Annotated in this window: 30 protein-coding genes and 1 pseudogene; 25 read left to right on the top strand and 6 right to left on the bottom strand. The window is 40.1% G+C overall.

From position 1 onward, the window contains the following. Positions 1–124: 124 nt before the first annotated feature. Complete coding sequence (locus GQR53_RS13640) at positions 125–670, top strand: PH domain-containing protein (protein ID WP_039490497.1); 546 nt, start codon at positions 125–127, stop codon at positions 668–670. A gap of 37 nt (positions 671–707) precedes the next feature. After that, positions 708–848: a hypothetical protein gene (locus GQR53_RS13635; protein WP_240917478.1), complete on the top strand. Its 141-nt coding sequence runs from the start codon at positions 708–710 to the stop codon at positions 846–848. A gap of 439 nt (positions 849–1,287) precedes the next feature. Here the strand turns inward: GQR53_RS13635 and GQR53_RS13630 are convergent, their stop codons facing one another. Continuing rightward, the gene (locus GQR53_RS13630) at positions 1,288–1,632 is read right to left on the bottom strand and encodes a rhodanese-like domain-containing protein (RefSeq protein WP_024591370.1); all 345 of its coding nucleotides are present in this window, start codon (positions 1,630–1,632) and stop codon (positions 1,288–1,290) included. A gap of 286 nt (positions 1,633–1,918) precedes the next feature. Here GQR53_RS13630 and GQR53_RS13625 point away from each other — a divergent pair, with 286 nt between their 5' ends. Then, positions 1,919–2,227 (top strand): metalloregulator ArsR/SmtB family transcription factor, encoded by a 309-nt coding sequence (locus tag GQR53_RS13625; RefSeq protein WP_024594836.1) that lies wholly within the window; start codon positions 1,919–1,921, stop codon positions 2,225–2,227. Here the strand turns inward: GQR53_RS13625 and GQR53_RS13620 are convergent. Continuing rightward, positions 2,220–2,897, bottom strand: a complete 678-nt coding sequence (locus GQR53_RS13620) for a nitroreductase family protein (RefSeq protein ID WP_165744192.1) — start codon at positions 2,895–2,897, stop codon at positions 2,220–2,222. The two genes, GQR53_RS13625 and GQR53_RS13620, sit on opposite strands and share 8 nt — an antisense overlap. 187 nt (positions 2,898–3,084) lie before the next feature. Between GQR53_RS13620 and GQR53_RS13615 the strand changes: the two genes are divergently transcribed. From GQR53_RS13615 to GQR53_RS13600, 4 genes and pseudogenes are all read left to right on the top strand, one after another. After that, positions 3,085–3,966, top strand: coding sequence for an ABC transporter ATP-binding protein (locus GQR53_RS13615; protein WP_002959519.1), 882 nt, complete (start codon positions 3,085–3,087; stop codon positions 3,964–3,966). A 9-nt stretch (positions 3,967–3,975) separates the two neighbouring features. Continuing rightward, positions 3,976–7,553 (top strand): annotated as a pseudogene (locus GQR53_RS13610) (M1 family aminopeptidase). Positions 7,554–7,736: 183 nt separating this feature from the next. Next, a complete protein-coding gene (locus tag GQR53_RS13605; RefSeq protein ID WP_165744191.1) occupies positions 7,737–8,048 on the top strand; it encodes a Bor family protein in 312 nt (103 codons plus the stop codon). Further along, entirely contained in the window at positions 8,045–8,380 is a 336-nt protein-coding gene (locus GQR53_RS13600) for a hypothetical protein (RefSeq protein WP_165744190.1), read from the top strand. Before GQR53_RS13605 ends, GQR53_RS13600 begins: the two co-directional genes overlap by 4 nt. A gap of 54 nt (positions 8,381–8,434) precedes the next feature. Here the strand turns inward: GQR53_RS13600 and GQR53_RS13595 are convergent, their stop codons facing one another. From GQR53_RS13595 to GQR53_RS13580, 4 genes are all read right to left on the bottom strand, one after another. Further along, positions 8,435–9,121 (bottom strand): TorF family putative porin, encoded by a 687-nt coding sequence (locus GQR53_RS13595; protein WP_024591363.1) that lies wholly within the window; start codon positions 9,119–9,121, stop codon positions 8,435–8,437. Positions 9,122–9,399: 278 nt separating this feature from the next. After that, positions 9,400–10,563, bottom strand: coding sequence for a hypothetical protein (locus GQR53_RS13590; RefSeq protein ID WP_165744189.1), 1,164 nt, complete (start codon positions 10,561–10,563; stop codon positions 9,400–9,402). Between the two features lie 155 nt (positions 10,564–10,718). Continuing rightward, positions 10,719–10,919, bottom strand: coding sequence for a helix-turn-helix transcriptional regulator (locus GQR53_RS13585; RefSeq protein WP_002959505.1), 201 nt, complete (start codon positions 10,917–10,919; stop codon positions 10,719–10,721). Positions 10,920–10,927: 8 nt separating this feature from the next. After that, positions 10,928–11,347 (bottom strand): hypothetical protein, encoded by a 420-nt coding sequence (locus GQR53_RS13580; protein WP_165744188.1) that lies wholly within the window; start codon positions 11,345–11,347, stop codon positions 10,928–10,930. A 232-nt stretch (positions 11,348–11,579) separates the two neighbouring features. Here GQR53_RS13580 and GQR53_RS13575 point away from each other — a divergent pair, with 232 nt between their 5' ends. The 18 genes from GQR53_RS13575 to rplQ all read left to right on the top strand — a co-directional run bounded on the left by GQR53_RS13575 (position 11,580) and on the right by rplQ (position 22,299). Further along, positions 11,580–13,550 (top strand): AsmA family protein, encoded by a 1,971-nt coding sequence (locus GQR53_RS13575; RefSeq protein ID WP_165744187.1) that lies wholly within the window; start codon positions 11,580–11,582, stop codon positions 13,548–13,550. Between the two features lie 272 nt (positions 13,551–13,822). After that, positions 13,823–14,191, top strand: a complete 369-nt coding sequence (gene rplN / locus GQR53_RS13570) for a 50S ribosomal protein L14 (RefSeq protein ID WP_002959498.1) — start codon at positions 13,823–13,825, stop codon at positions 14,189–14,191. Between the two features lie 10 nt (positions 14,192–14,201). Then, positions 14,202–14,516: a 50S ribosomal protein L24 gene (rplX, locus tag GQR53_RS13565; protein ID WP_002959496.1), complete on the top strand. Its 315-nt coding sequence runs from the start codon at positions 14,202–14,204 to the stop codon at positions 14,514–14,516. Between the two features lie 16 nt (positions 14,517–14,532). Beyond that, positions 14,533–15,072 carry a 50S ribosomal protein L5 gene (rplE, locus tag GQR53_RS13560; RefSeq protein ID WP_010554915.1) on the top strand — a complete coding sequence of 180 codons (540 nt, stop codon included), beginning with the start codon at positions 14,533–14,535 and terminating at the stop codon, positions 15,070–15,072. A gap of 10 nt (positions 15,073–15,082) precedes the next feature. Beyond that, positions 15,083–15,388, top strand: coding sequence for a 30S ribosomal protein S14 (rpsN, locus tag GQR53_RS13555; RefSeq protein ID WP_006794245.1), 306 nt, complete (start codon positions 15,083–15,085; stop codon positions 15,386–15,388). 21 nt (positions 15,389–15,409) lie between these two features. Continuing rightward, entirely contained in the window at positions 15,410–15,802 is a 393-nt protein-coding gene (rpsH, locus tag GQR53_RS13550; RefSeq protein WP_002959491.1) for a 30S ribosomal protein S8, read from the top strand. Positions 15,803–15,815: 13 nt separating this feature from the next. Beyond that, positions 15,816–16,349: a 50S ribosomal protein L6 gene (rplF, locus tag GQR53_RS13545; RefSeq protein ID WP_002959488.1), complete on the top strand. Its 534-nt coding sequence runs from the start codon at positions 15,816–15,818 to the stop codon at positions 16,347–16,349. Between the two features lie 9 nt (positions 16,350–16,358). Beyond that, entirely contained in the window at positions 16,359–16,709 is a 351-nt protein-coding gene (gene rplR, locus GQR53_RS13540; RefSeq protein WP_002959486.1) for a 50S ribosomal protein L18, read from the top strand. Positions 16,710–16,718: 9 nt separating this feature from the next. Beyond that, positions 16,719–17,225, top strand: coding sequence for a 30S ribosomal protein S5 (rpsE, locus tag GQR53_RS13535; RefSeq protein WP_002959485.1), 507 nt, complete (start codon positions 16,719–16,721; stop codon positions 17,223–17,225). Positions 17,226–17,227: 2 nt separating this feature from the next. Continuing rightward, positions 17,228–17,410, top strand: a complete 183-nt coding sequence (rpmD, locus tag GQR53_RS13530; protein WP_002959482.1) for a 50S ribosomal protein L30 — start codon at positions 17,228–17,230, stop codon at positions 17,408–17,410. A gap of 4 nt (positions 17,411–17,414) precedes the next feature. Next, positions 17,415–17,849 (top strand): 50S ribosomal protein L15, encoded by a 435-nt coding sequence (gene rplO, locus GQR53_RS13525; protein ID WP_002959480.1) that lies wholly within the window; start codon positions 17,415–17,417, stop codon positions 17,847–17,849. A 10-nt stretch (positions 17,850–17,859) separates the two neighbouring features. Continuing rightward, positions 17,860–19,188: a preprotein translocase subunit SecY gene (gene secY, locus GQR53_RS13520; protein WP_002959478.1), complete on the top strand. Its 1,329-nt coding sequence runs from the start codon at positions 17,860–17,862 to the stop codon at positions 19,186–19,188. 22 nt (positions 19,189–19,210) lie between these two features. Next, a complete protein-coding gene (rpmJ, locus tag GQR53_RS13515; protein ID WP_002959476.1) occupies positions 19,211–19,324 on the top strand; it encodes a 50S ribosomal protein L36 in 114 nt (37 codons plus the stop codon). A gap of 125 nt (positions 19,325–19,449) precedes the next feature. Continuing rightward, the gene (rpsM, locus tag GQR53_RS13510) at positions 19,450–19,806 is read left to right on the top strand and encodes a 30S ribosomal protein S13 (protein ID WP_002959473.1); all 357 of its coding nucleotides are present in this window, start codon (positions 19,450–19,452) and stop codon (positions 19,804–19,806) included. Positions 19,807–19,818: 12 nt separating this feature from the next. Then, positions 19,819–20,205 carry a 30S ribosomal protein S11 gene (gene rpsK / locus GQR53_RS13505; protein ID WP_002959471.1) on the top strand — a complete coding sequence of 129 codons (387 nt, stop codon included), beginning with the start codon at positions 19,819–19,821 and terminating at the stop codon, positions 20,203–20,205. A 21-nt stretch (positions 20,206–20,226) separates the two neighbouring features. Then, on the top strand, positions 20,227–20,847 hold the full coding sequence (rpsD, locus tag GQR53_RS13500) for a 30S ribosomal protein S4 (protein WP_002959461.1): 621 nt from the start codon (positions 20,227–20,229) through the stop codon (positions 20,845–20,847). 24 nt (positions 20,848–20,871) lie between these two features. Next, complete coding sequence (gene rpoA, locus GQR53_RS13495) at positions 20,872–21,858, top strand: DNA-directed RNA polymerase subunit alpha (RefSeq protein ID WP_002959452.1); 987 nt, start codon at positions 20,872–20,874, stop codon at positions 21,856–21,858. Positions 21,859–21,897: 39 nt separating this feature from the next. Further along, positions 21,898–22,299: a 50S ribosomal protein L17 gene (gene rplQ / locus GQR53_RS13490; protein WP_002959450.1), complete on the top strand. Its 402-nt coding sequence runs from the start codon at positions 21,898–21,900 to the stop codon at positions 22,297–22,299. The last annotated feature ends 787 nt before the right edge of the window (positions 22,300–23,086 follow it).

The following is a 23,086-nucleotide window of genomic DNA, read 5'->3' as shown; positions in this document are numbered from 1 at the left end:
TTTTTGTATGTACATAAGTGTGTGAAAGTATATTTGAATGCTAATTATAAATGTTTGGACTAAATTGCATTCAATATTAGATTGGCGTACTTTTATAAATCCCCAACCATACAAAAGAAAGCTAATGAGTAACTTAACCTTAAAAAGTGCTAATTTTGATCCTAAAGTAAAACAATACTGGATGGTTACTGCCTCGCTATTTGCAATGTTGGCTCTTGTTACTATACCGCTTATACCTATCATTTTACTGATTGTATGGCTGGTGGGCGGACGAATACTCGCAGCTATGTCAGCTGACTTATTACCACAAAAATTGGTAGTTAAACGTGGCATATTATTTAAAGAAGAAAAATCTATTCCGCTTGAAAAAATAACCGATGTTGGGTTAAGCCAAGGGCCGCTTATGCGAATTTTTGGATTATATCGTTTAAGTTTTGAAACAGCTGGGCAGTCAGGAAATGGTGCTTTAGTGTCTTTGCTTGGTGTAGTTAATGCGAGTGAGTTTAGAGAGGCGATACTTGAGCAAAAAGATGTATTGGCTAATCAAGGTAAAGCGTCGCAGCAGGCAACAGAACAAAGTGAGAAAGAGCTACTGAGAGCACTTACTTATAGTGTTAAAAATATTGAGCAGATGCTACTTGTTTTACTTGATGAAAGGCAGCAAAAGTAGCCTGTTTTAAAATTGTAAAGCTTATGAGGATATTTTTATGAATACGGAAATAGAAAATATATTTAATAATTATCCTGAGATAGCAAAAAGTAAGCTTATAAAATTACGAGAGTTAATTTATACCGTAGCACAAGAGCAAAACTTAGGATCTGTGGAGGAGTCATACCAATTCGCTTAATTAAGTGATCTATTCTGAGGTGAGAAAATCGTGTCGATAACCAGGCAAAAATTTCGTTATTTAGTTGTTCTATATCAGAAGTTTTTAACGCCGTTTGCGTCAGATTTAATCCCTCAAATTGATTAAGTATTATTGCGGATTGGTATCAATAAAGTGGGGAGAGCCAAGTTATAACACAATAAATGGCAGCCCCATTCGCGTAGGCTCTAAGGGCTCCTCGTGTTATTTGTTTTTTCATTGCCAATCAAAGCTAGTAAGCACATTTAGAGAGTTGTATTCCCACACTCTCACTTTCGAAGGTAACCGGGCAATTGTATTAAATAGTGAAAAGCCATTACCAGAATACCCAGTTAAAGAGTGTATTAAATTAGCACTGACTTATCACAAAGTTAAACGCCTACCTTTACTAGGCGCATCATTATAAGTATTCAGTTGATGTTTAAAACACACTACATATTTGGTTTGCGTCACAGGTAATAACGGTTACGTTTTCATAACCCACACGCGTTAACGCTTCTGCTCCCAACGTTGCGCGCGCACCACTTGCGCAGTGCACGTAAATAGGGCGAGCTGCGTCTTTTTCTATTTCCATCAGTTTCATCTCGAGTAATCCACGCGGAATATTTATAGCGCCGGCAGCCGATTTTGTCGCGTGCTCTGCAGGTTCTCGCACATCAATAAGTAAACCTTTATTTTGTTCAAGCTCGAGTTTTGCTTGCGCTGCGTCAATACGGCGTTGGTTAGGTGTGATAATTTTTAGTAAGTCAGGGATTGATGTAAGCATTAGTTTGTAAATCCTCTTTTTCTTAAAAAAGACATTAATAGGTGCTACTTGGTATAAGTAGGTTGAATTGAGTTAATACTTATAAATAACGTTAAAAACTGAAAGTTACTTTATACAAAGTAACTTAATAGCGCGGATACTGCCACAGCACTTCCGCCGATTAATAAAACGGCATCGTTAATTTTGTGATTGCCTTAATATTAGTAAAGTCTAATGTTAATTATATTAGAACCTACTAATATAAAAGTCTATACTTAAAAAGGTATCAAAAAGAGAAATAATAAAAATGAATATTGAACAACTAGCTGTCAACGCAGAGCAAGCCGAACAGTTTTTAAAATTAATGGCTAACAAAAATCGCTTAATGATTTTATGTAGTTTATTACAAGGTGAGCAAAGTGTAGGTGAGCTAAATAAAAATGTACCTTTAGCACAGTCAGCGTTATCTCAGCATTTAGCAAGTTTACGCAAGGCAGATATGGTTGCTACTCGCAGAGAAGGGCACACTATTTATTACTCGTTGACCGACCCAAAAGTTGAGTCGATCATTGCTTTGCTATATGAGTGGTTTTGCCGAGCAGAAAATACTAAATAAACGTAGCTATTTCATCGAGTGATTTTTTATCCAGTGCATGAGCAGGTATTGATGCATCATCACTTGGGTAGCCTGTAATAAGTAGCATGTATGGGCGTTCGTTATCTCTATCGCGATTACATATGTCGGTTAAAAAACTCATTGGCTTTGGAGTATGAGTAAGGGTTGCTAAACCACTGCGGTGCAAAGCTTGAATTAAAAAGCCGGTAGCTAAGCCAACAGACTCATGCACATAATAATTCGTATTTTTATCATCGGTGCTTACGCCCCCCTTTTTTTGACTAAATACAGCTATAAGCCAAGGTGCATGCTCTAAATAAGGTTTATTGGCGTCGGTACCTAACGGTTTTAGCGCATCTAACCATTCTTCACCTGCTCTGCCTTCGTAAAAAGAACGCTCTAATTTTTCTGCGGCTTCTCTTATTTGTTTTTTTACATCGCTACTTTTTATAGCCACAAAATGCCAAGGCTGATGATTCGCTCCACTTGGTGCTGTGCCAGCTGCTTTTATACATGCTTCAATAATATTTTTTGGTACTGGGCGATCGCTAAAGCTGCGAATGCTATGGCGGCGTTGGCTGGTTTGTAAAAACTCGTTAGCACGATTTAGCATTTCTTCATGTGGATATTCTATAAAGTCATTTAACGGCTGGCTTTGGTGATCTTGCATGGCTTTTCGCTTCTTATAAAAAGTATATGTGGTTTTTATACCGAGTGAATACAGTGCAGGCAAGTGTTATGAGTTTAAATTATGTTTATTTGTTGTTACAAATTTAACCAGTAAGTAACTCATGTTCCTATTTTCCTTGTGGTATAAAACATTATAAAAATAATTACTCATATTCAAGGAAGTAAAAATGCTATCAATAACAGGGTTATCTAAAACCTACGATAACGGCGTACATGCACTACAAGGTGTTGATTTATCTATCGGCAAAGGGATGTTTGGATTACTTGGGCCAAATGGCGCAGGTAAATCATCGCTAATGCGTACCATTGCAACACTGCAGTCGGCTGATTCAGGTTCAATTACTTTTGATGGCATTGATGTATTTAAAGACCCACAGGCTTTGCGCCAACGTTTAGGTTACCTACCGCAAGATTTTGGTGTATACCCACGGGTAAGTGCCTACGACTTGCTAGACCATATGGCTGTTTTAAAGGGAATTCATAATAAAGCAGAGCGTAAAGAGTCGGTTGAAGGATTACTTGCACATACTAATTTATATCAACATCGCTCAAAAGCGGTAAGTGGCTTTTCGGGCGGTATGCGCCAGCGTTTTGGTATTGCACAAGCCTTACTAGGTGACCCCGACTTACTTATCGTTGATGAACCAACAGCGGGGCTAGATCCTGAAGAGCGTAATCGTTTTCATAACTTGTTAGTAAGCTTAGGCGAGCAAAAAGTAGTTATATTATCGACCCACATTGTTGAAGATGTTGCAGAGCTTTGCCCAAATATGGCGGTGTTGGCTGGCGGTAAGATTTTACTAGAAGGTAACCCAATAGCGCTTACCGATAAGCTCCAAGGCCAAATTTGGCGCAAAGCCATGAGCCAAGAAGAAGCGCTAGAGCTTGAACCGCAGCTGCCTGTTATTTCAAAACGCTTATTTGCTGGGCAAACCATATTACATGTATTAGCCAATGAAGCCCCTGAAGGTTTTGAGCTCAGCAGTGCAAACCTAGAAGATGTGTATTTTTCTACGTTGCTTAATCATCGTAACAGCCAAGTAGCATAAAGGGGCGCTATGTTTTTTAATATGCTCGCGTTTGAGCTGCGCTATTTTATGCGTCAGCCTTCGTTTTATGTGACCTCATTAATATTCTTTTTTATGGCGTTTTTTATAAGCTCCAGTAGTCAGTTTCCGTTAGGTGGGGCTAATGTTCATATGAACTCGCCTTATACCATTATGGTTTTAACGGTTACCTTTTGTACGCTTGCTATGTTTTTAGTGGTTAACTTTGTTGCAAGCTCAGCGATTCGCAACAGCGAGACCAAAATGGATGAGCTGGTGTTTAGTAAGCCCGTTAACCCGCTTGCTTATCAATCAGGACGTTTTTTTGGTGCTTACTTGGTTGTGCTAGTTGTTTTTTTAACTGTGCCATTAGGCGTGTTTTTAGGGTCACAATTTGGTTTATTAGTTGGCTGGCTTGATAGTGAGCTAGTAGGCCCTAATAAGTTTATATATTATGGTGCACCTTATCTTTATTTAGCGGTGCCAAGTTTACTGGTACTTTCGGCTATTTTTAATAGTGTAGCGGTTTATTTTAAAACCATGATGGCGGTTTATGTAACAGCTGTTGTGATTTTTATAGCCTATCAAATAGCCGGCGTTTATTTTGATGATTTAGCATTTAGAAATATTGTTGTTTACGCCGACCCATTTGGCTCAGGTTCTTTAATTGACTTAACGCGTTATTGGATTGTGAATGATAAAAACACAAAGGTATTAACGCTTTCTGGTGACTTTTTAGCTAACCGTATATTGTGGGTGGCAATCAGTGTTGCAATGTTTTTTGGCCTCGGAAAGTTAGGTAATCGCGTAGTCACTAAAAAACAGAAAAAGCAATTTGCTGTCTCTACGTTTGTAAAAAATAAACAAGCAGCACTTATTAGCAGCGCTAAAAATTACAAGTCAAAAGGGGTAAATACGAAATCGCAATTAGTAATGCGCAGCTTATTTGAACTTAAGCAAGTTATATTAAGTGCCCCTTTTATGATTTTAGCGGGTGTCAGTATTACTATGTTACTCGCACCACTTTTTGCACCTATTGGCGCATATGGCACAACGGATTGGCCGCTCACACAAAACATGGTGGGCATAATTCAAAACTCCTCCGCTTTGTTTATGTTTATCATTATTGCTTATTACAGCGCAGAGCTGGTTTGGCGAGAACGCCACAGTGGTATGGGTGATATTGTTGATAGCTTCCCGGTGCATAACAGTGTGTTTTGGGTATCTAAAATTGTTGCGTTAATCACTGCAGTTTGTGGTCTTTATTTAGTGGGCATGATGTTTACCATTGCAGTGCAACTGTTTAAGGGGCAATTTAACCTAGAGCTTGGCCAGTACTTATTTAGGTTGGGTTACCTTACATTACTGCCTTTAATTATGATGGCTATATTGGCGTTCTTTTTACAAATAATTAGCCCTAATAAATACATAGGTATGGGTTTATTTATTCTGTATTACATTGCTCAAATGGTAATGGGTGCTTACGGGTTTGAGCATCATATGTATCATTTTTCTCAAAGCAGTAGCGTACCGTATTCTGATATAAATGGTTATGGACATTTTTTACAAGGCGCGCATTGGTATACCCTATATTGGGGGGCATTGAGTGTGTTTTTAGCTATTGTAGGGTTTGCTTTATGGCATCGCGGCCCGTCGCAAACATTGCGTACTCGTTTATCTTTAGTACGTTACAACATGTCTTTAAAAGGCCAGATTGCAGCCGTTATAAGTTTATTGGTATTTGTGGGCGCGGGTTATAACATTTATTACAACACCCGTGTAATCAACGAGTTTGTAACAAGTGATGATAACGAAGCGCTACAAGTAAGGTATGAGCAAGAGTTTTCACAATACAAAGACTTGCCACGGCCTATAATAACTGATGTTGATTTAAACATTGATATTTATCCTAAAAAGCGTGCTTTAAATGCCGTGGCTAAAATTAAGTTTACCAATACCGCAAACGAGCCAATAACCCGTGTGTTAATCAACGAGCCTAGCCAATCTAAAGCTGGGATGTAAAAATGGCGGGCGGAAAAATAGTAGAGCGTTTAACCGATTTTGGCATGGTATGGTTTGAGTTTGAACAACCGCTAATGCCCAATGAAGTGCGAGAAGGCGAGCTCTCAGTTTCTCGTGAACACGACGGTTTTGTTGATAGAAGATCTGATACTCAACTCGTGCACAACGGTACATTTGTAAATAATGGAGAATTATTACCAAATTTTGGTTATCAAAAGTATTTTCAAATTGCTGACAAGTATGAGCGCCGTAAGCACGAGTTACCTGAACTTGAGCTCGCACATAAACTAGAAGACAGCCGTTATTATACGCAAAATGAGTTTGGGCCTGCTAATGGGTTTATAAACTATAAGGCAACGGTAACCACCGATGAGTCACAATTTGTTATTACACCAGGTTACTTAAAAAGTGAGAGTGTAAAAGATGGACGCCGCACCTTTGTTTATGAAATGGATGCTCCAATTATAAACTTTTACTCTGTGCTTTCGGCAGAGCTTGAAAGTAAAAAGGTTGAGCATAATGGGGTAAATATTGAGGTGTACTACCACAAAGATCATGCATGGAATGTTGACCGCATGATTGAGTCAGTTCAAGACTCAATAGATTACTACACACAAGCCTTTGGCCCGTATCAGCATAAGCAGTTACGTATTATTGAGTTTCCTAAGTATCGCTCGTTTGCGCAAAGTTTTGCCAATACGGTACCTTACTCAGAAAGTATTGGTTTTATTACAGACCTAAGAGATGAGAGTAAAGTTGACCTACCTTACTATGTAACCGCACATGAAGTTGCGCACCAATGGTGGGGGCATCAAGTATCAGGGGCTAATGTAGAGGGTAGTGCTGTTATTTCTGAAACACTTTCCCAGTACAGTGCGCTTATGGTGCTAAAAAAACGCTTTGGCGCCGAGAAGCTCCGTAAATTCTTAAAGTACGAGTTAGATAAATACTTAATGGGCCATACTGGCGAAGCCTTTGAAGAAATGCCACTATATAAAACGCAGGCTCAACAATACCTTCATTACAATAAAGGCTCAGTTGCGATGATGGCGATTTATGATCGTTTAGGTGAAGTACGCTTAAATGCAGCACTTAAAGCGTTTTTGAATGAGTTTAAATATCAATCAACGCCATATCCAACCACACTTGATTTACTTAGTTATTTAAAGCGAGATGCAACACAAGCTGAACAACGTTTTATTGATGATCAGTTTAAATATATAACGCTTTATGAGCTTGAAATGAAAGAAGTGTCGGTTACAGATGATGTTGATGGCGAAGGTTTTTATACAGTAACACTGAGCGTTGAAGCAACTAAGCAGCATGCCGATGGACAAGGTGAAGAAACTGAGCAGCCGCTCGATGAGCTAATTGATATTGCATTGTTTAGCGACGACTCTGAAAACTTACTCGCTGAAGACTTTGTTATTTACTCGAAAAAGCATCAAATAGTATCTGGTACCAATACTATTGAGCTAAAAGTAAAAGAAAAACCATTATTTGCGGGGGTTGATCCTTACATTAAGCTGGTCGATAAAGACAGTAAAAACAACTTAACTAAGTTTTAAAGTCTATTTATTTACTAAGGACTTAAACTGACTACTTTAAAGGCCGCATTTATGCGGCCTTTATGTGTAATAAACTGTATAAAACTTCATAGCGTTTCTACATATTCCCCACAGCTTTTTACGCTAATATTTTATGTTCTCTTATAAAGTTACCTTACTGGTATTTAGTTTATAAGGAAGAGTATGAAACCATTAATCATAGGGGCGATAGCATTAAGCCTCAGTGCTTGTTCTGCGGTAACCATTCAGCCACGGGCAACAGCAAAAATAACGAGCCAAGCTAATTACGAAGATAGCCGCCCATTTTATTTATGGGGATTAGTGGGTGAGCAGCGGGTAGACGTAAAACAAATATGTTCAAATACACCGGTTATTCAAATGCAGTCACAGCAAACGTTTAGTGATGGAGCGCTGAGTTTAATTACGCTTGGAATATACTCGCCTCATACCATTAAAGTGTGGTGCCAAGAGCAAGTACTAGGGGAGACATTATGAGCATCAAGCTATTTGCAGCCGGTTGCACACTGATTATTTTAACGGGGTGTACAAATATTTACTTTGATAACGGTATGCAGAGCAAAGTAAGCAATAAGACGCTAAAAAGTTCACAGTGGCATCATAATTTTGCACTTGCGTTGTACGAGGGATCAGATCCGTTAGATTTAACAAAACATTGCCCACAAGGGGAGTGGCAAAGCGTTCATACGTATAAATCGTTTACTAATGGTTTAGCTGAGGTGGTTGTGAATCAAATTGGCCCAGCTTGGTACCCTAAAACAGTAGAAGTACAATGTAATAAGGTACCATTTAAAGCAAAACAGCTATAAAACAAGAAAAGGGCCAAAAGGCCCTTCATGTCGCAGCAAGTAACACATTCTTTCTTATAAATTAAAGTCTACAGAATAAGCAACGTAAGCTTTAATATCTGAGTCATCCATATCTGTATCAGATAAACCAAAAGTGAACCCATCTTTCGAAATTGATACACCGTAATCTAAGATATTATCATCGCCAATAAAGTCACCTGAGTAGTGGCCTAAGTGAAGTGCCATTTCAGTGCCGTTACTGCCAACAGCAAAACCGTAGTCAGCTGTCAGGTAAAGTGAATCACCAAAGTCTGTACCATCACCACTTGCAGCTGATGTTGCAAGTACTGAAGCACCAAATGTAAAGCCTTCAACACTGATGCTACCGTAAATTTCAGAGAAATCGGCGTCAGCTTCAGAAGCGGCATCTGGGTAAGCGTAATAAATATAGCCAACATCGTAGCTAACGCTTTCGTTAATGTCGCCACCAAAGCCTGCATATAAATCAAGCTCATAGGTCATTTCATCTGCCCACGATGCATTTGAAGCCCAAGTACCTGCATAAAAGCCCGATTCATTGGCGTAATCAATACCGCCTGAAATAGCTGCATCGCCCCCAGTTTGCTCTTGACCACGCCATAAGTAGTTTGATGTTGCCGCTGCGTTTGCTGTTACTTCAGCATGTACGGCTGTTGACGTTAAAGATGTTGCGCCCATTAATGCTATAGCACTTATAGCGATGGTTTTTTTTAGTTTTAGCATGTCCATTTCCCGTTATATGATTTTTTGCTCGCCAAGGTTTTTATTATGTATTCGGAACCTTTAGGCTGACGGCTTTTTATTGTTTAACTAACGGGATAATTGCACTGTATGTGCCAGCTTCATTATTTTTTATTAAAAATTATTTTTTATATATTAAAAACATGAGCTTGCATTTTATAGATTGAGAAGAGATATGGCATGTAGGAAGACGTTGCGCACACCGCTGGTGCATAAATTAACCTAGCCGCACCATATAAGTACGGCTAAATTAGAAGTTTTTATCCAAATATAGTGCGCATAAGGCTAATTGTTTCGTTTACACTACGACCTTTTTGAACTTCACTCACAATTGAATCGCGCTTACTGCGAATGTGCTCAGGAATATCGTCAGCAGCAAGTGCGCGGTCTACTAAAATTTCTGCAGACTCTTTACCTCTACGCTGAGTTTTACCTGTCGTAGTTGTAGTTCGTTTAGGCTTACTTAACAGTTTGATGTAGTTAGAGTTATCTGGTGTTTTAGCATCAGCATAGTGAAATAAACATGGGATTAGCGCTTTAATAGCAACTAATTGTTCTTCTAACTCATTACTAGGTTTAGCCATTTTGTACCATGACATAGCTTGAATACCTTTTACAATATCTTGCCAGTAACGCTCAAAATCACTATTTTTAAGTTTAGAAACACCAAGGGCACCGCATAATGCATCTAACCGATTGTTTGTGATCGGAGTAAATATATCAGGGCGACGCATTGCAAGCAGTCGTGTTGCAGGCGCAAGTGTTGGTTTTTCATTATTGTCGGTGAATATTTTTGAATAAGCAGCAACAAATTGTTGATATTCGTATTGAGTAATGTCACCTTCAAGTGGAATATTTACTAGTGCATCGTCAAAGGCACCTGGTAAATCGCCAAGCATTTGATGAAAGCTCTTCGCACTTTTTGTTGATGCAAACCATTCAACGTCAAAGTTGTATGTGCTTGGATCAAGTGATGCCATGTGCTTACCGCTAAACGCAAGTAAATCTTCAGGAATCATATCTTTAAGAGATTGTTCACGAATGCTCTTAATGTAGTCTACTAAGCGAAGCTGTTCATCAAGAGCAATAACGTCTTTGTGTTGTTCTACAAATACACTTACTACAGGCCACGGAGCAATACGTAAAGTTTTAACCTGTAAAAAGCTGATAGCTGAAATAAGCTGATCGTGTAGCTTCTTAAGTACTGGTAATTGCTGCGGCTCTAGTAAATCGTAGTTCATACGATCTCTGCTTGCACTTAGCAATTCGTAACACCAAGGTAAAAAATCATCAGGGTGGTTTTCTACTTTCACGGCCATAAGGTTAAGGCTTAATTCTGAAGATTGCTTCAGAATGTTCTGATAGATTTGATTTTCTTGTTCGCCTAGCGTCATTTTTGACGGTGAAATTAGCAGTTTTTTCATGCCTTGTAGAATCTCCGGTTTAGATATATATTTTTTTGCTGGTCTATTTTAGCGCAATTACGCTAATAACAACAGCGCTGTCCTCCATACGTTGTAATTGAAGTAGCTAAATCGGCGTTTTTGCTAATAGAATGAGGCCAACGTTTTAACATGTATCAATCATTTTTATCTAGTACAAAGAGACTTTCAACTGAGGTATTAAAATGCTTTGCTATTTTTAGAGCAATTATTACTGAAGGGGTAAATCGTGCCGTTTCTACTGTACTAATAGTCTTACGTGAAACCGCAATTAGATCAGCCAAGTCTTGTTGAGAAAGGCCTGCTTCTTTGCGGTATTTTGCAATTTTATTTTGCACTTTTGCTCCTAATCTTTGCTTTGCCAAAGAATTGATACGCCGTATATTAAACTCATTACAGCAAGGTAAAATGTAGCCATCATGCTGTGAGATACTTCTAAAGCAAGAGTATCGGAGAGTAAGTACACGCCACCCATACTAAAAAGTAAGCCAAGCACGACATGTTTATAGGCAATAGTGTCGATGGTATTTAAATACTCATCTTTATATGTAAGGTGGTATTTCATTCTCCATGTAAACCCGCCTCTGATCACAAACATAAAGAATGAACCTAAAAAAGCAGCAGTTCCTAAAAACAATAGTGGGGCTGATGTATGATTAAGCATTGGGTAAACACTAATGATTAATAAAGTGACCCCCATGAATAATGAAATCCATGCATTTTGGCCCATAAATTTTTCTTCACTTTTAATATCGTAATTAGACATAGCTCATTTCCTTTTAAAATTTTTACAATATGTAACCTATAGGTATCAATGTAACCTTAAGGTTTCATTGGGTCAATATTTATTTGTAACCTAAAGGTATCAAAATGTTTCAGGGGCGATTCAGGATAGGAATGTAATATCTAATAAAAAGCTTTTTTATCAGAACGACAATGATTTTAAGGCTAACACTCGCTATGATAAGAACATTATTTGCACGTTTGAAAGGACGATCATGAAAACCTTACTTAAAATTGTAGGTGTAATACTTTTACTATGTATAGCACTAATTGTTGCCGCACCGTTTCTAATCCCTACTGATACTATTTTTAACAAAGTTTCAGAACAGGTAGAACAAACAACTGGGCGCACTCTTACCATTAAAGGTGATAAAACACTTAGCGTATTCCCTGCATTAAAGTTAGAACTTAACGACGTGCATTTTGCAAATATGGAATCAGGTTCGCGCGCCGATATGGCGAGTATGAAACAGCTTGCTGTACACATACCTTGGTTTTCATTATTTGGTGGTGAGTTTAAATTAGATAAGTTTGTTATAAACGAACCAAATATCCTATTAGAAACCGACAAAAATGGTAAAGCCAATTGGCAGTTGTTTGATGCAGTTGCAGAGCAACCAAAAGAGCAGAGCCAATCAGGTGAAGCGATTAAGCTTCCAGATAACTTTGATATTGAGTTAGGTGAAGTTGCTATTTATGGCGGCACATTTACTTATCTAGATGGTCAAACAGGTGCCAAACAACAAATTAGCGATTTAGAACTCGCTATTTTACTTCCTTCACTTCGTAAAACATTAGAAGTAAAAGGGGGTATTACTTATATGCAAGAGCGTTTTGATCTTGATATAAAATTAGATACTCCTGCTAAAGCAATTGAAGGTGCTACTTTTAATGTTAAACAAACCTTAGATTCTCGTTTAGTTGATTTAACGTTCGAAGGGAGCATAGCTAAGCAAGGCCAAGATATTAAAGGTCAGTTAGCACTAAGCGGTGAGTCTGTTAAAAGTATTGCAAAATGGCAAGGTGTAGAGCTAGACGCTAAAGACAATGCATTTAACGGATTTAGTGTAAACGGTAAAATGCACCTACTAGGTGAGAAATTTAATCTAGAAGATTTAGTTGCGACGTTAGACGCATTAGAAATAAAAGGTAAGAGCGAGCTTAACCTAGGTAAGCGTTTAGCAGTAAATGCTGATATTGATTTAGGTATGCTTGACTTAAACCCGTATCTACCTGAAGCAGTGGCAAAACAAGAAGAGCCAGAAGAGCAAGAAGATAAACCTGCAGAGCCAATAGTATGGGATGACACTAAAATTGATTTAAGTGCATTAAATTCACTAGATGCAAATGTAGTGATTCGTTCAAGTGGATTAAAAGCAAATGATATTAAATTAGGCGCAAATCAATTTACTGTTGCTTTAAAAAATAGCGTTGCAAAACTAAGCCTAGATAGCTTTTCTGCTTATGAAGGGTCAGGTAAAGGCGTTATCAATGTAAACGCACAGCAAGTACCTTATAAAATATCAACTAACTTTGACTTAGCTGGAATAGATGCACAGCCTTTATTAACGGATGCGGCAGGTTTTGACAAGCTAATGGGTAAGGGGTCTTTAAATTGGAACCTAAACACAACTGGCCAAAGTCAAAAGTCGTTTATTGGTGCGCTTAATGGAAAGCTTGGATTTGAGTTTGCTGATGGAGCTGTAAAAGGTGCGAATATAGCTGAGATGGTTCGTAAAGGTAAGGAACTCATTTCAGGTAACTTTGGTGCTGCATCTGAAGGGCTTGATACCGGATTTGAAGAATCTGAGCAAACAGATTTTTCAGCATTAACTGGAAGTTTTAACTTTACTAATGGCGTTGGCAAAAATACCGACCTATCACTTATCAGCCCACTTATTAGAATATCAGGTGAAGGCGACGTTGATTTACCGCAAACAACGGTCAACTATCGTTTGGTTACAGGTATAGTTGGATCTATCGAAGGTCAGGGAACTACCGATGACAGCACTGGCTTTAAAATACCACTACGTATAAAAGGGCCTTTCCACGATGTAGGTATAAAGCTAGATGTTGGTGATGCGCTCAAAGATGAAGCTAAGCAGAAGGTCGATGAGGCAAAAGAAAAAGCCAAAGACAAAGCAAAAGATAAAATTAAAGATAAATTAAAAGGTTTATTTGGTTAATTTATTACACTTTAAACAAACAAGGCACATTACAGGTGCCTTGTTTGTTTTGTAACCACCTGTAAAATAGCTACATAGCCGTAATTACTCAGCTTTAATTTCCCATCACTCCAAATTAATTAAAAAATAACCTATCGCTACCCCCTCAATGCTGGTACAATTGCCCGCCCTTAAGAGACAACTCGTTTGTTTTTGAGTGGGATTTAATCGAAATGTCTTGATTTTAAACAAATTTAAGACACGTTGTAATTACTACACCGGAGGTCATTAACATGATCCAAATGCAAACTCAGCTGGAAGTTGCTGATAACAGCGGCGCTCGCAAAGTGCAGTGTATAAAAGTCCTTGGTGGTTCTCACCGTCGCTACGCAGCGATTGGCGACATCATTAAAGTTTCTGTAAAAGAAGCTATTCCTCGCGGTAAAGTGAAGAAAGGTGATGTTAAAAACGCGGTAGTTGTGCGTACCAGAAAAGGTGTTCGCCGTCCAGATGGTTCTCTGATCCGTTTTGACAGCAACGCTGCTGTTATCTTAAATGATAACTTACAGCCAATTGGTACACGTATTTTCGGCCCTGTGACTCGCGAACTTCGTAATGATAAGTTCATGAAAATCGTTTCACTAGCCCCAGAAGTACTGTAAGGAGCCAATCATGGCAGCAAAAATACGTCGTGATGACGAAGTAATCGTACTAGCAGGTAAAGACAAAGGTAAGCGCGGAAAAGTGCTTTCAGTTGTTACTGAATCTGGTCGAATCTTTGTCGAAGGCATAAACTTGATCAAGAAACACCAAAAGCCGGTTCCACAATTGAACCAAGCTGGCGGCATTGTTGAGAAAGAAGCATCTATGGATGCATCAAACGTTGCGATCTTCAACTCGGAAACGAGTAAAGCTGATCGTGTAGGTTTCAAGATTGAAGATGGTAAGAAATTACGTATCTTTAAATCTACTGGTAAAACTATCTAATAGTTGGAGTAGAATGATGGCGAAACTGCATGAAGTATATAAAGACAAAGTAGTTGCTGAACTTCAAGAGAAGTTTGGTTTCAGCTCTGTCATGCAAGTCCCTCAGATCGAAAAGATCACATTGAATATGGGCGTGGGCGAAGCCCTAGCTGACAAGAAGATTTTAGATAACGCAGTAGCGGATCTAGCAGCAATCTCTGGTCAGAAACCTTTAATCACTAAAGCACGCAAATCTGTTGCTGGCTTTAAAGTGCGTGAAGGCTACCCGATTGGTTGTAAAGTAACCCTACGCGGCGAGCGTATGTGGGACTTTTTTGAGCGTTTGGTATCAATCGCTATCCCACGTATTCGTGACTTCCGTGGCGTAAGTGCAAAGTCTTTTGATGGACGTGGCAACTACAGCATGGGCGTACGTGAACAAATCATCTTCCCAGAAATCGATTACGATAAAGTAGACCGTGTACGCGGTATGGATATTACTATCACTACTTCTGCGAAATCTGATGAGGAAGGCCGTGCGTTGTTAGAAGCGTTTAACTTCCCATTTAAGAAATAAGGGTAGGGTTATGGCAAAGAATTCTATGAAAGCGCGCGAAGCAAAGCGCACAAAACTAGTTGCTCAGTACGCTGAAAAGCGCGCTGCACTAAAAGCTATCATCAGTGATGTTAACACATCTGAAGATGATCGTTGGGACGCGGTACTTAAGCTACAAGCTTTACCACGTGATTCTAGCCCTGCACGTCAACGTAATCGTTGTAACATTACGGGCCGCCCACATGGTTTCCTTCGCAAATTCGGCATGAGCCGTATTAAAGTTCGCGAAGCAGCTATGCGCGGTGAAATTCCTGGCCTTAAAAAGGCTAGCTGGTAATAGAATCATGGGAGTAAGACTATGAGCTTGCAAGATCCTATCGCGGATTTGTTCACACGAATTCGTAACGGTCAATCAGCGAAGAAAGTATCTGTAACGATGCCAACTTCAAAGCTGAAAGTAGCATTAGCTAAAGTACTAAAAGACGAAGGTTATATCGTAGATTTCGCTGTTAACGGCGAAACTAAACCTGAGCTTTCTATCGAGTTGAAGTACTTCGAAGGCAAAGCTGTAATTGAAAATATCCAGCGTGTAAGTCGCCCTGGTTTACGTATCTATAAGAAACGTGACCAATTACCTAAGGTAATGGGTGGTCTTGGTATCGCTATCGTATCAACTTCTAAAGGCCTAATGACAGACCGCGCAGCACGTAGTGCTGGTGTTGGTGGTGAAATCATTGGTTTTGTAGCTTAATCGGAGGGGAACTATGTCTCGCATAGCAAAGGCACCAATTACTGTTCCTGCCGGTGTAGAAGTTACATTAAAAGGCCAGGAAATCACAGTTAAAGGCAAAAACGGTGAACTTACTCGTACAATCAACAACGCTGTTGAAGTACAAGTTAATGACAACGTTATTACTACTTTACCTCGTGATGGCGTAGCTAATGCATGGGCTCAAGCAGGTACTGCTCGCGCTCTAATCAACAACATGGTTGTTGGTACGCATGAAGGTTACGAGAAGAAACTTCAGTTAGTAGGCGTGGGTTACCGTGCTGCAGCGAAGGGTAAAACATTAGATTTAACTCTTGGCTTCTCACACCCAGTTAATTTCGCAGTTCCTGAAGGAATTACGATTGAAACTCCAAGCCAAACAGAAGTTCTAGTTAAGGGCGTAGACAAGCAGTTAGTTGGTCAAACAGCTGCTAACATTCGTGCATACCGTAAACCTGAGCCTTATAAAGGTAAGGGTGTTCGTTATTCAGATGAGAATGTACGCCGTAAAGAGGCTAAGAAGAAGTAAGGTAAGACGATGGATAAAAAAACAGCTCGTCTACGTCGTGCTAAACGCACTCGTAGAAATTATATTGAACAAGGCACAACGCGTCTTGTTATCCACCGCACGCCACGTCACATATACGCTCAAGTTGTAAATGCTGAGGGTAATGTACTGGCTGCTGCTTCTACTGTTGAAAAGGCTATTAGCGAAACAGTTAAAGGCACCGGTAACGTTGAAGCTGCGCAAGCAGTTGGCAAAGCGGTTGCTGAACGTGCGGCTGACAAAGGCATCGAAAAGATTGCTTTTGATCGCAGTGGCTTTAAATATCACGGCCGTGTGAAGGCGCTAGCTGATGCTGCGCGTGAAGCCGGTTTGCAATTCTAGGAGTAGACTATGGCTAACGTAGAAGCAAAGCAACAACAGCCTGATCTAGCTGAAAAGCTAATCGCGGTGAACCGTGTGTCTAAAGTAGTTAAAGGTGGTCGTATCTTTAGCTTTACTGCACTAACTGTAGTTGGTGACGGCGCAGGTAAAGTAGGTTTTGGTTATGGTAAAGCACGTGAAGTTCCAGCTGCTATTCAAAAAGCAATGGAAAAAGCACGTCGCAACATGATCAATGTAGACCTAAATGGCAATACATTACAGCATCCTGTTAAGGGACGTCATGCTGGCTCACTAGTGTTCATGAAACCAGCCTCTGAAGGTACTGGTATCATCGCAGGTGGTGCTATGCGTGCAGTACTAGAAGTGACTGGTGTTCAGAACGTACTTTCTAAATGTTACGGTTCTACTAACCCAATCAACGTAGTACGTGCAACGATTTCGGCTCTTGAGAATATGAATTCTCCACAGTCAATCGCTGCAAAACGTGGCCTTCGCGTAGACGAAATACTGGGGTAACCATGGCAAATCAAACTGTAAAAGTAACACAAGTAAAAAGCTCTATCGGTCGTTTACCGAAACATAAAGCTACATTACGCGGTCTTGGTTTACGTCGTATCAACCACACTGTTGAGTTAGAAGACACAGCATGTGTACGTGGTATGATAAACAAGGTTTCTTACATGGTTAAGGTAGAGGGTTAATTCGATGCATTTGAATACACTTTCACCTGCTGCAGGTTCAAAAACTGCTCCAAAACGTGTTGGTCGTGGTATCGGTTCTGGTCTAGGTAAGACTGGTGGTCGTGGTCACAAAGGTCAAAAATCACGTTCTGGCGGCAAAGTACGCGTTGGTTTTGAAGGCGGTCAAATGCCTATGCAACGTCGTCTGCCTAAATTTGGTTTTACTTCTCGCAAATCTTTAGTATCTGCAGAAATAAACCTTTTTGAAATCGCTAAAGTTGAAGGCGATGTGGTAGACCTAAGCGCGTTACAAGCAGCTGGTCTAGTTAAAAAGAACGTTCTTTTCGTTAAAGTTGTTAAATCTGGCGAAGTTTCACGCGCTGTTACCGTTAAAGGCCTTAAAGCCTCTAAAGGTGCTCGCGAAGCTATTGAAGCTGCCGGAGGCAAGGTAGAAGACTAAGGAAGTACTAATGGCTAAACCAGGTCAAGATACAAAAAGTGCACAAGGTGGACTTTCGGAATTGAAGCGCCGATTACTCTTCGTATTGGGTGCTATCATAATTTACCGTCTAGGTTCATTTGTGCCGATCCCTGGGATTGACGCCGCTGTACTTGCCGATTTCTTCGAGCAACAAAAGGGCACCATTGTTGAAATGTTCAACATGTTCAGTGGTGGTGCACTTGAGCGAGCTTCAGTGTTAGCACTGGGTATTATGCCGTATATCTCGGCTTCGATTATTACGCAACTATTAACGCATATGTATCCTCCGTTTATAGAGCTTAAGAAAGAAGGTGAGCAAGGGCGTAAAAAAATTAGCCAGTACACACGCTATGGCACGCTTGTGCTAGCTACTATTCAATCAATCGGTATTGCTACTAGCTTACCGGGCATGATGGAGGGGTTAGTTGTTAACCCTGGTATGGGTTTCTATTTCACCGCTGTGGTGAGTTTAGTTACTGGTACTATGTTCCTTATGTGGTTGGGTGAACAAATAACAGAGCGTGGTATCGGTAACGGTATCTCTGTTCTAATATTTGTTGGTATTGTAGCTAACTTGCCGTCTGCTATTGGTTCGACAGTCGAAATGGCGCGCCAAGGTGATTTGAATGTTTTTGTACTGTTGATGGTTGCGGTAATCGTATTCGCTGTTACTTATCTTGTAGTGTTTTTCGAACGTGGACAACGTCGTATTGTTGTTAACTACGCTAAACGCCAACAAGGTCGTCAAGTATTTGCTGCCCAAAGCACGCATTTACCACTAAAAGTAAATATGGCGGGTGTTATTCCACCAATCTTCGCTAGCAGTATAATTCTGTTCCCTGGTACAATTGCTAGCTGGTTCGGCCAAGGTGAAGGTCCAGTCGCTGATGTATTACAAGCTGTTGCTACTACGTTGACTCCAGGTCAACCGTTGTACTCGCTTGTTTTAGCTGCGGCTATTATCTTCTTCTGCTTTTTCTACACAGCGTTGGTTTTTAACCCACGTGAAACAGCAGATAACCTTAAGAAATCTGGCGCATTTATCCCAGGTATTCGTCCAGGTGAGCAGACATCTAAATACATTGATAAAGTGATGACACGCCTGACATTGGCAGGTGCTTTGTATATAACCTTTATCTGTCTGGTGCCTGAATTCATGACGATGGCGTGGCAAACGCCATTCTACTTCGGCGGTACATCAGTTTTGATTATCGTTGTAGTAATCATGGACTTTATGGCACAAGTACAGACTCACCTGATGTCTCATCAGTATGATTCTGTGCTGAAAAAAGCGAACCTTAAAGGCTACGGTCGATAAGGTCAGTTTACGGAGTTGAGCAATGAAAGTACGTGCTTCCGTTAAGAAAATATGCCGTAACTGTAAAGTTATTAAACGTGCTGGTGTAGTACGCGTAATTTGCAGTGAGCCTAAGCATAAGCAAAGGCAAGGCTAAGTAAACAGTCGTGCAGGCTGAGTTTTCTCGGCCTGTGTTTTTAGTAGTGATTTGGTCTTCGTTTGAGTATCCTTACGGGCTTTTCAAACTTTTGATTACCAAATTCGAATATAGGAGATGTGTTAGTGGCCCGTATTGCTGGCATTAACGTCCCTGATCATAAACATGCAGTTATTGGTTTAACAGCTATTTATGGCATAGGTAAGACTCGCTCTAAGGCTATCTTAGAAGCGACTGGTATCGCCGAAACCACAAAAATCGGTGAACTTTCAGACGAAATTCTTGACGTACTGCGTGATGCAGTTGGCAAGTACACTGTTGAAGGTGATCTTCGTCGTGAAGTTACTTTAAATATCAAGCGCCTAATGGACCTTGGTTGTTATCGTGGCCTACGTCACCGTCGCTCTTTACCACTACGTGGTCAAAGAACTAAGACTAACGCGCGCACCCGTAAGGGTCCTCGTAAGCCTATTAAGCGATAAGGGGATAGTATTATGGCTAAGACACCAATTCGTCGTAAAAAGGTTAAAAAACAAGTTGCTGATGGTATGGCTCATGTTCATGCGTCTTTCAACAACACTATTGTAACGATTACCGACCGTCAAGGTAATGCACTATCATGGGCTACTGCCGGTGGTTCAGGTTTCCGTGGTTCACGTAAATCTACACCATTTGCTGCTCAGGTTGCTGCAGAGCGTGCAGGTACTGCTGCTCAAGAATACGGTTTAAAAAATCTAGAAGTTTTCATTAAAGGTCCAGGTCCAGGTCGTGAATCTGCTGTACGTGCTTTGAATGCTGCTGGTTACCGTATTACCAACATTACTGACGTGACGCCAATACCACATAATGGTTGTCGTCCACCGAAGAAACGTCGCGTTTAACAATAGGTTAGGAGAAATAACATGGCAAGATATTTGGGCCCTAAGCTCAAGCTGAGTCGTCGTGAAGGTACTGACCTGTTCCTTAAGAGCGGCGTAAGAGCTATCGACTCTAAGTGTAAACTTGAGACTGCACCTGGTCAGCACGGCGCTCGTAAAGGTCGCTTATCTGATTACGGTTTACAATTACGTGAAAAGCAAAAAGTACGTCGTATCTACGGTGTATTAGAAAAGCAATTCCGTAACTACTACAAAGAAGCTGCTCGCCTTAAAGGCAACACAGGTGAAAACTTGTTACAGCTTTTAGAGCAACGTTTAGACAATGTTGTATATCGCATGGGTTTTGCTAGCACACGTGCAGAAGCACGTCAGTTAGTAAGCCATAAAGCGATTTTAGTTAATGGTCGTGTTGTGAACATTCCTTCATACGTAATTACTCCAGAAGATACTGTTGTAATCCGTGAGAAGTCTAAGACGCAAGCACGTATTATCGCTGCTCTAGAGTTGGCTGAGCAACGTGAAAAGCCGACTTGGGTTGAAGTTGACGGTAAGAAATTGGAAGGCAGCTTTAAGCGTCTACCTGAGCGTTCAGACCTGTCTGCGGACATTAATGAACAACTAATCGTCGAACTTTACTCTAAGTAAAGTTAAGAGTTAAGAGAGGATAAAATGCAGGGTTCTGTTACAGAATTTCTAAAACCAAGGTTAGTCGACATCGACGCTATCAACCCAACGCGTTCTAAAATAGTTTTAGAACCATTAGAGCGTGGCTTTGGCCATACTCTGGGTAATGCTTTACGCCGTATATTACTTTCATCTATGCCTGGATGTGCAGTAACTGAAGTTGAAATCGACGGTGTATTACATGAGTACAGCGCGAAAGAAGGCGTTCAAGAAGACATCATTGAAATACTATTAAACCTTAAAGGTTTAGCAGTAACGTTAGAAGGCAAAGATGAAGTTTTTCTGACCCTGACTAAATCTGGTGTAGGCCCTGTTACTGCGGCTGATATTCAGCACGATGGCGATGTAACAATTGCTAATCCAGATCACGTTATTTGTAATTTAACTACAAATAACAGCGAGATCAGCATGCGTATTCGTGTTGAACGTGGTCGTGGTTATGTGCCGGCATCTAGTCGTTTATCCTCTGATGACGATGAGCGTCCAATTGGTAGATTGTTGCTTGATGCATCATTTAGCCCAGTTGAACGTATTGCGTACTCGGTTGAATCAGCTCGAGTTGAGCAACGTACAGATTTAGACAAGTTAATCATTGATATGGAAACAAACGGCACTTTAGATCCAGAAGAAGCGATCCGCCGTGCGTCTACTATCTTAGCTGAGCAATTAGATGCATTCGTAGATTTACGTGATGTAACTGAGCCAGAAGAGAAAGAAGAGAAGCCAGAATTCGATCCTATTCTACTTCGTCCAGTTGATGATCTTGAATTAACAGTACGCTCAGCAAATTGTTTGAAAGCCGAGCAAATTCAATATATCGGTGATTTAGTTCAGCGCACTGAAGTTGAGCTTCTTAAAACGCCTAATTTAGGTAAGAAGTCTCTAACTGAAATTAAAGACGTGCTAGCTTCACGTGGACTTTCTCTAGGCATGCGCCTAGAAAATTGGCCACCTGCAAGCTTAGCTGAATAATCTAAATCACTATATTAGTTTAGTTAGAAGGATAGGGTCATGCGCCATCGTAAGAGTGGTCGTCAATTAAACCGTAACAGTAGCCATCGTAAAGCGATGTTTAGCAATATGGCAGGTTCTTTGGTGAAACATGAAATCATCAAAACTACTTTGCCAAAAGCGAAAGAGTTACGTCGTGTAATTGAACCTTTAATCACACTGGCTAAGACTGACAGTGTAGCAAATCGCCGTTTAGCGTTTGCTCGCACGCGTGATAATGAAGTTGTTGGTAAATTATTCAGTGAAATCGGTCCACGTAATGCGGATCGTCCAGGTGGTTACACTCGTATTCTTAAGTGTGGCTTCCGTACTGGTGATAATGCACCAATGGCTTATATTGAACTAGTTGGTCGCCCAGCGACTAGCGAAGCAGTTCAAGAAGACGCACAGTCTGCAGAGTAAGTCTTAAAGAAACCTAAAAGCCGAGCTTATGCTCGGCTTTTTCTTGCCTAAAATTTGCCAAACTATATGAACCAGTAATTACCTTCTATTATGTGCATCGACTCATAGATTCTGAATCGATAGGTTGTTTTTACAGTTATTTTAATAGCTCTGCCTAGTTACCCTTTACTTACCATCGATCCAAAATAGCCTATCCGGTTTTAGTTAAAGAGCATTTTTACTTTATATAGTGATTTACAGTTATTAATAATAGAACTTCGAATTTAACTGCCATTAAGTAATCCCTAACGAAGTTTTTATTGATTAGAGCTGATCAGAAGATATAAGGGTCGCTCTCTTATCTATATACCGGTACTAAGAACCTCATAGAAAAGCTAACCATTGGGGCCTTAGTAAATTCACTTCTCAAATAAAAATATAGCCCAATGAATTTAAATCTCAGCTTTTGACTATTTCAAATGATTTTAGTAACACGACTCTTAACTTATTGGTTGGCTTTTTCAGCATTGATGATCCAAATATGCCTCTACTGATCACTAGTTACCATAACTTTGACTTTAAATAGCTCTATAAACTCCTCAATACAGGTGGTTTAGTTGTGTTTTTGAGCGTTTAGCTCAAATACTCAGCGAACAGCACATTATTTCAAGTTTTCTTCAAAAAAGGGTTGATCTGTTTTCGGATCTCCCTATAATGCGACCCCACTGAGACGGGATATGGCGACGCGCAGCGGAAGAAGCATAGCGAGGCACGAACTACTCAGAGAGTTAAATAAAACTTCGGTTTT

The organism is Pseudoalteromonas sp. Z9A6 (assembly GCF_011378805.1).
In the GTDB taxonomy this organism is placed as follows: Bacteria; Pseudomonadota; Gammaproteobacteria; order Enterobacterales; family Alteromonadaceae; genus Pseudoalteromonas; species Pseudoalteromonas distincta.
Note: the sequence above shows the minus strand (reverse complement) of the source record. Positions and strands in the feature narration are given on the sequence as shown.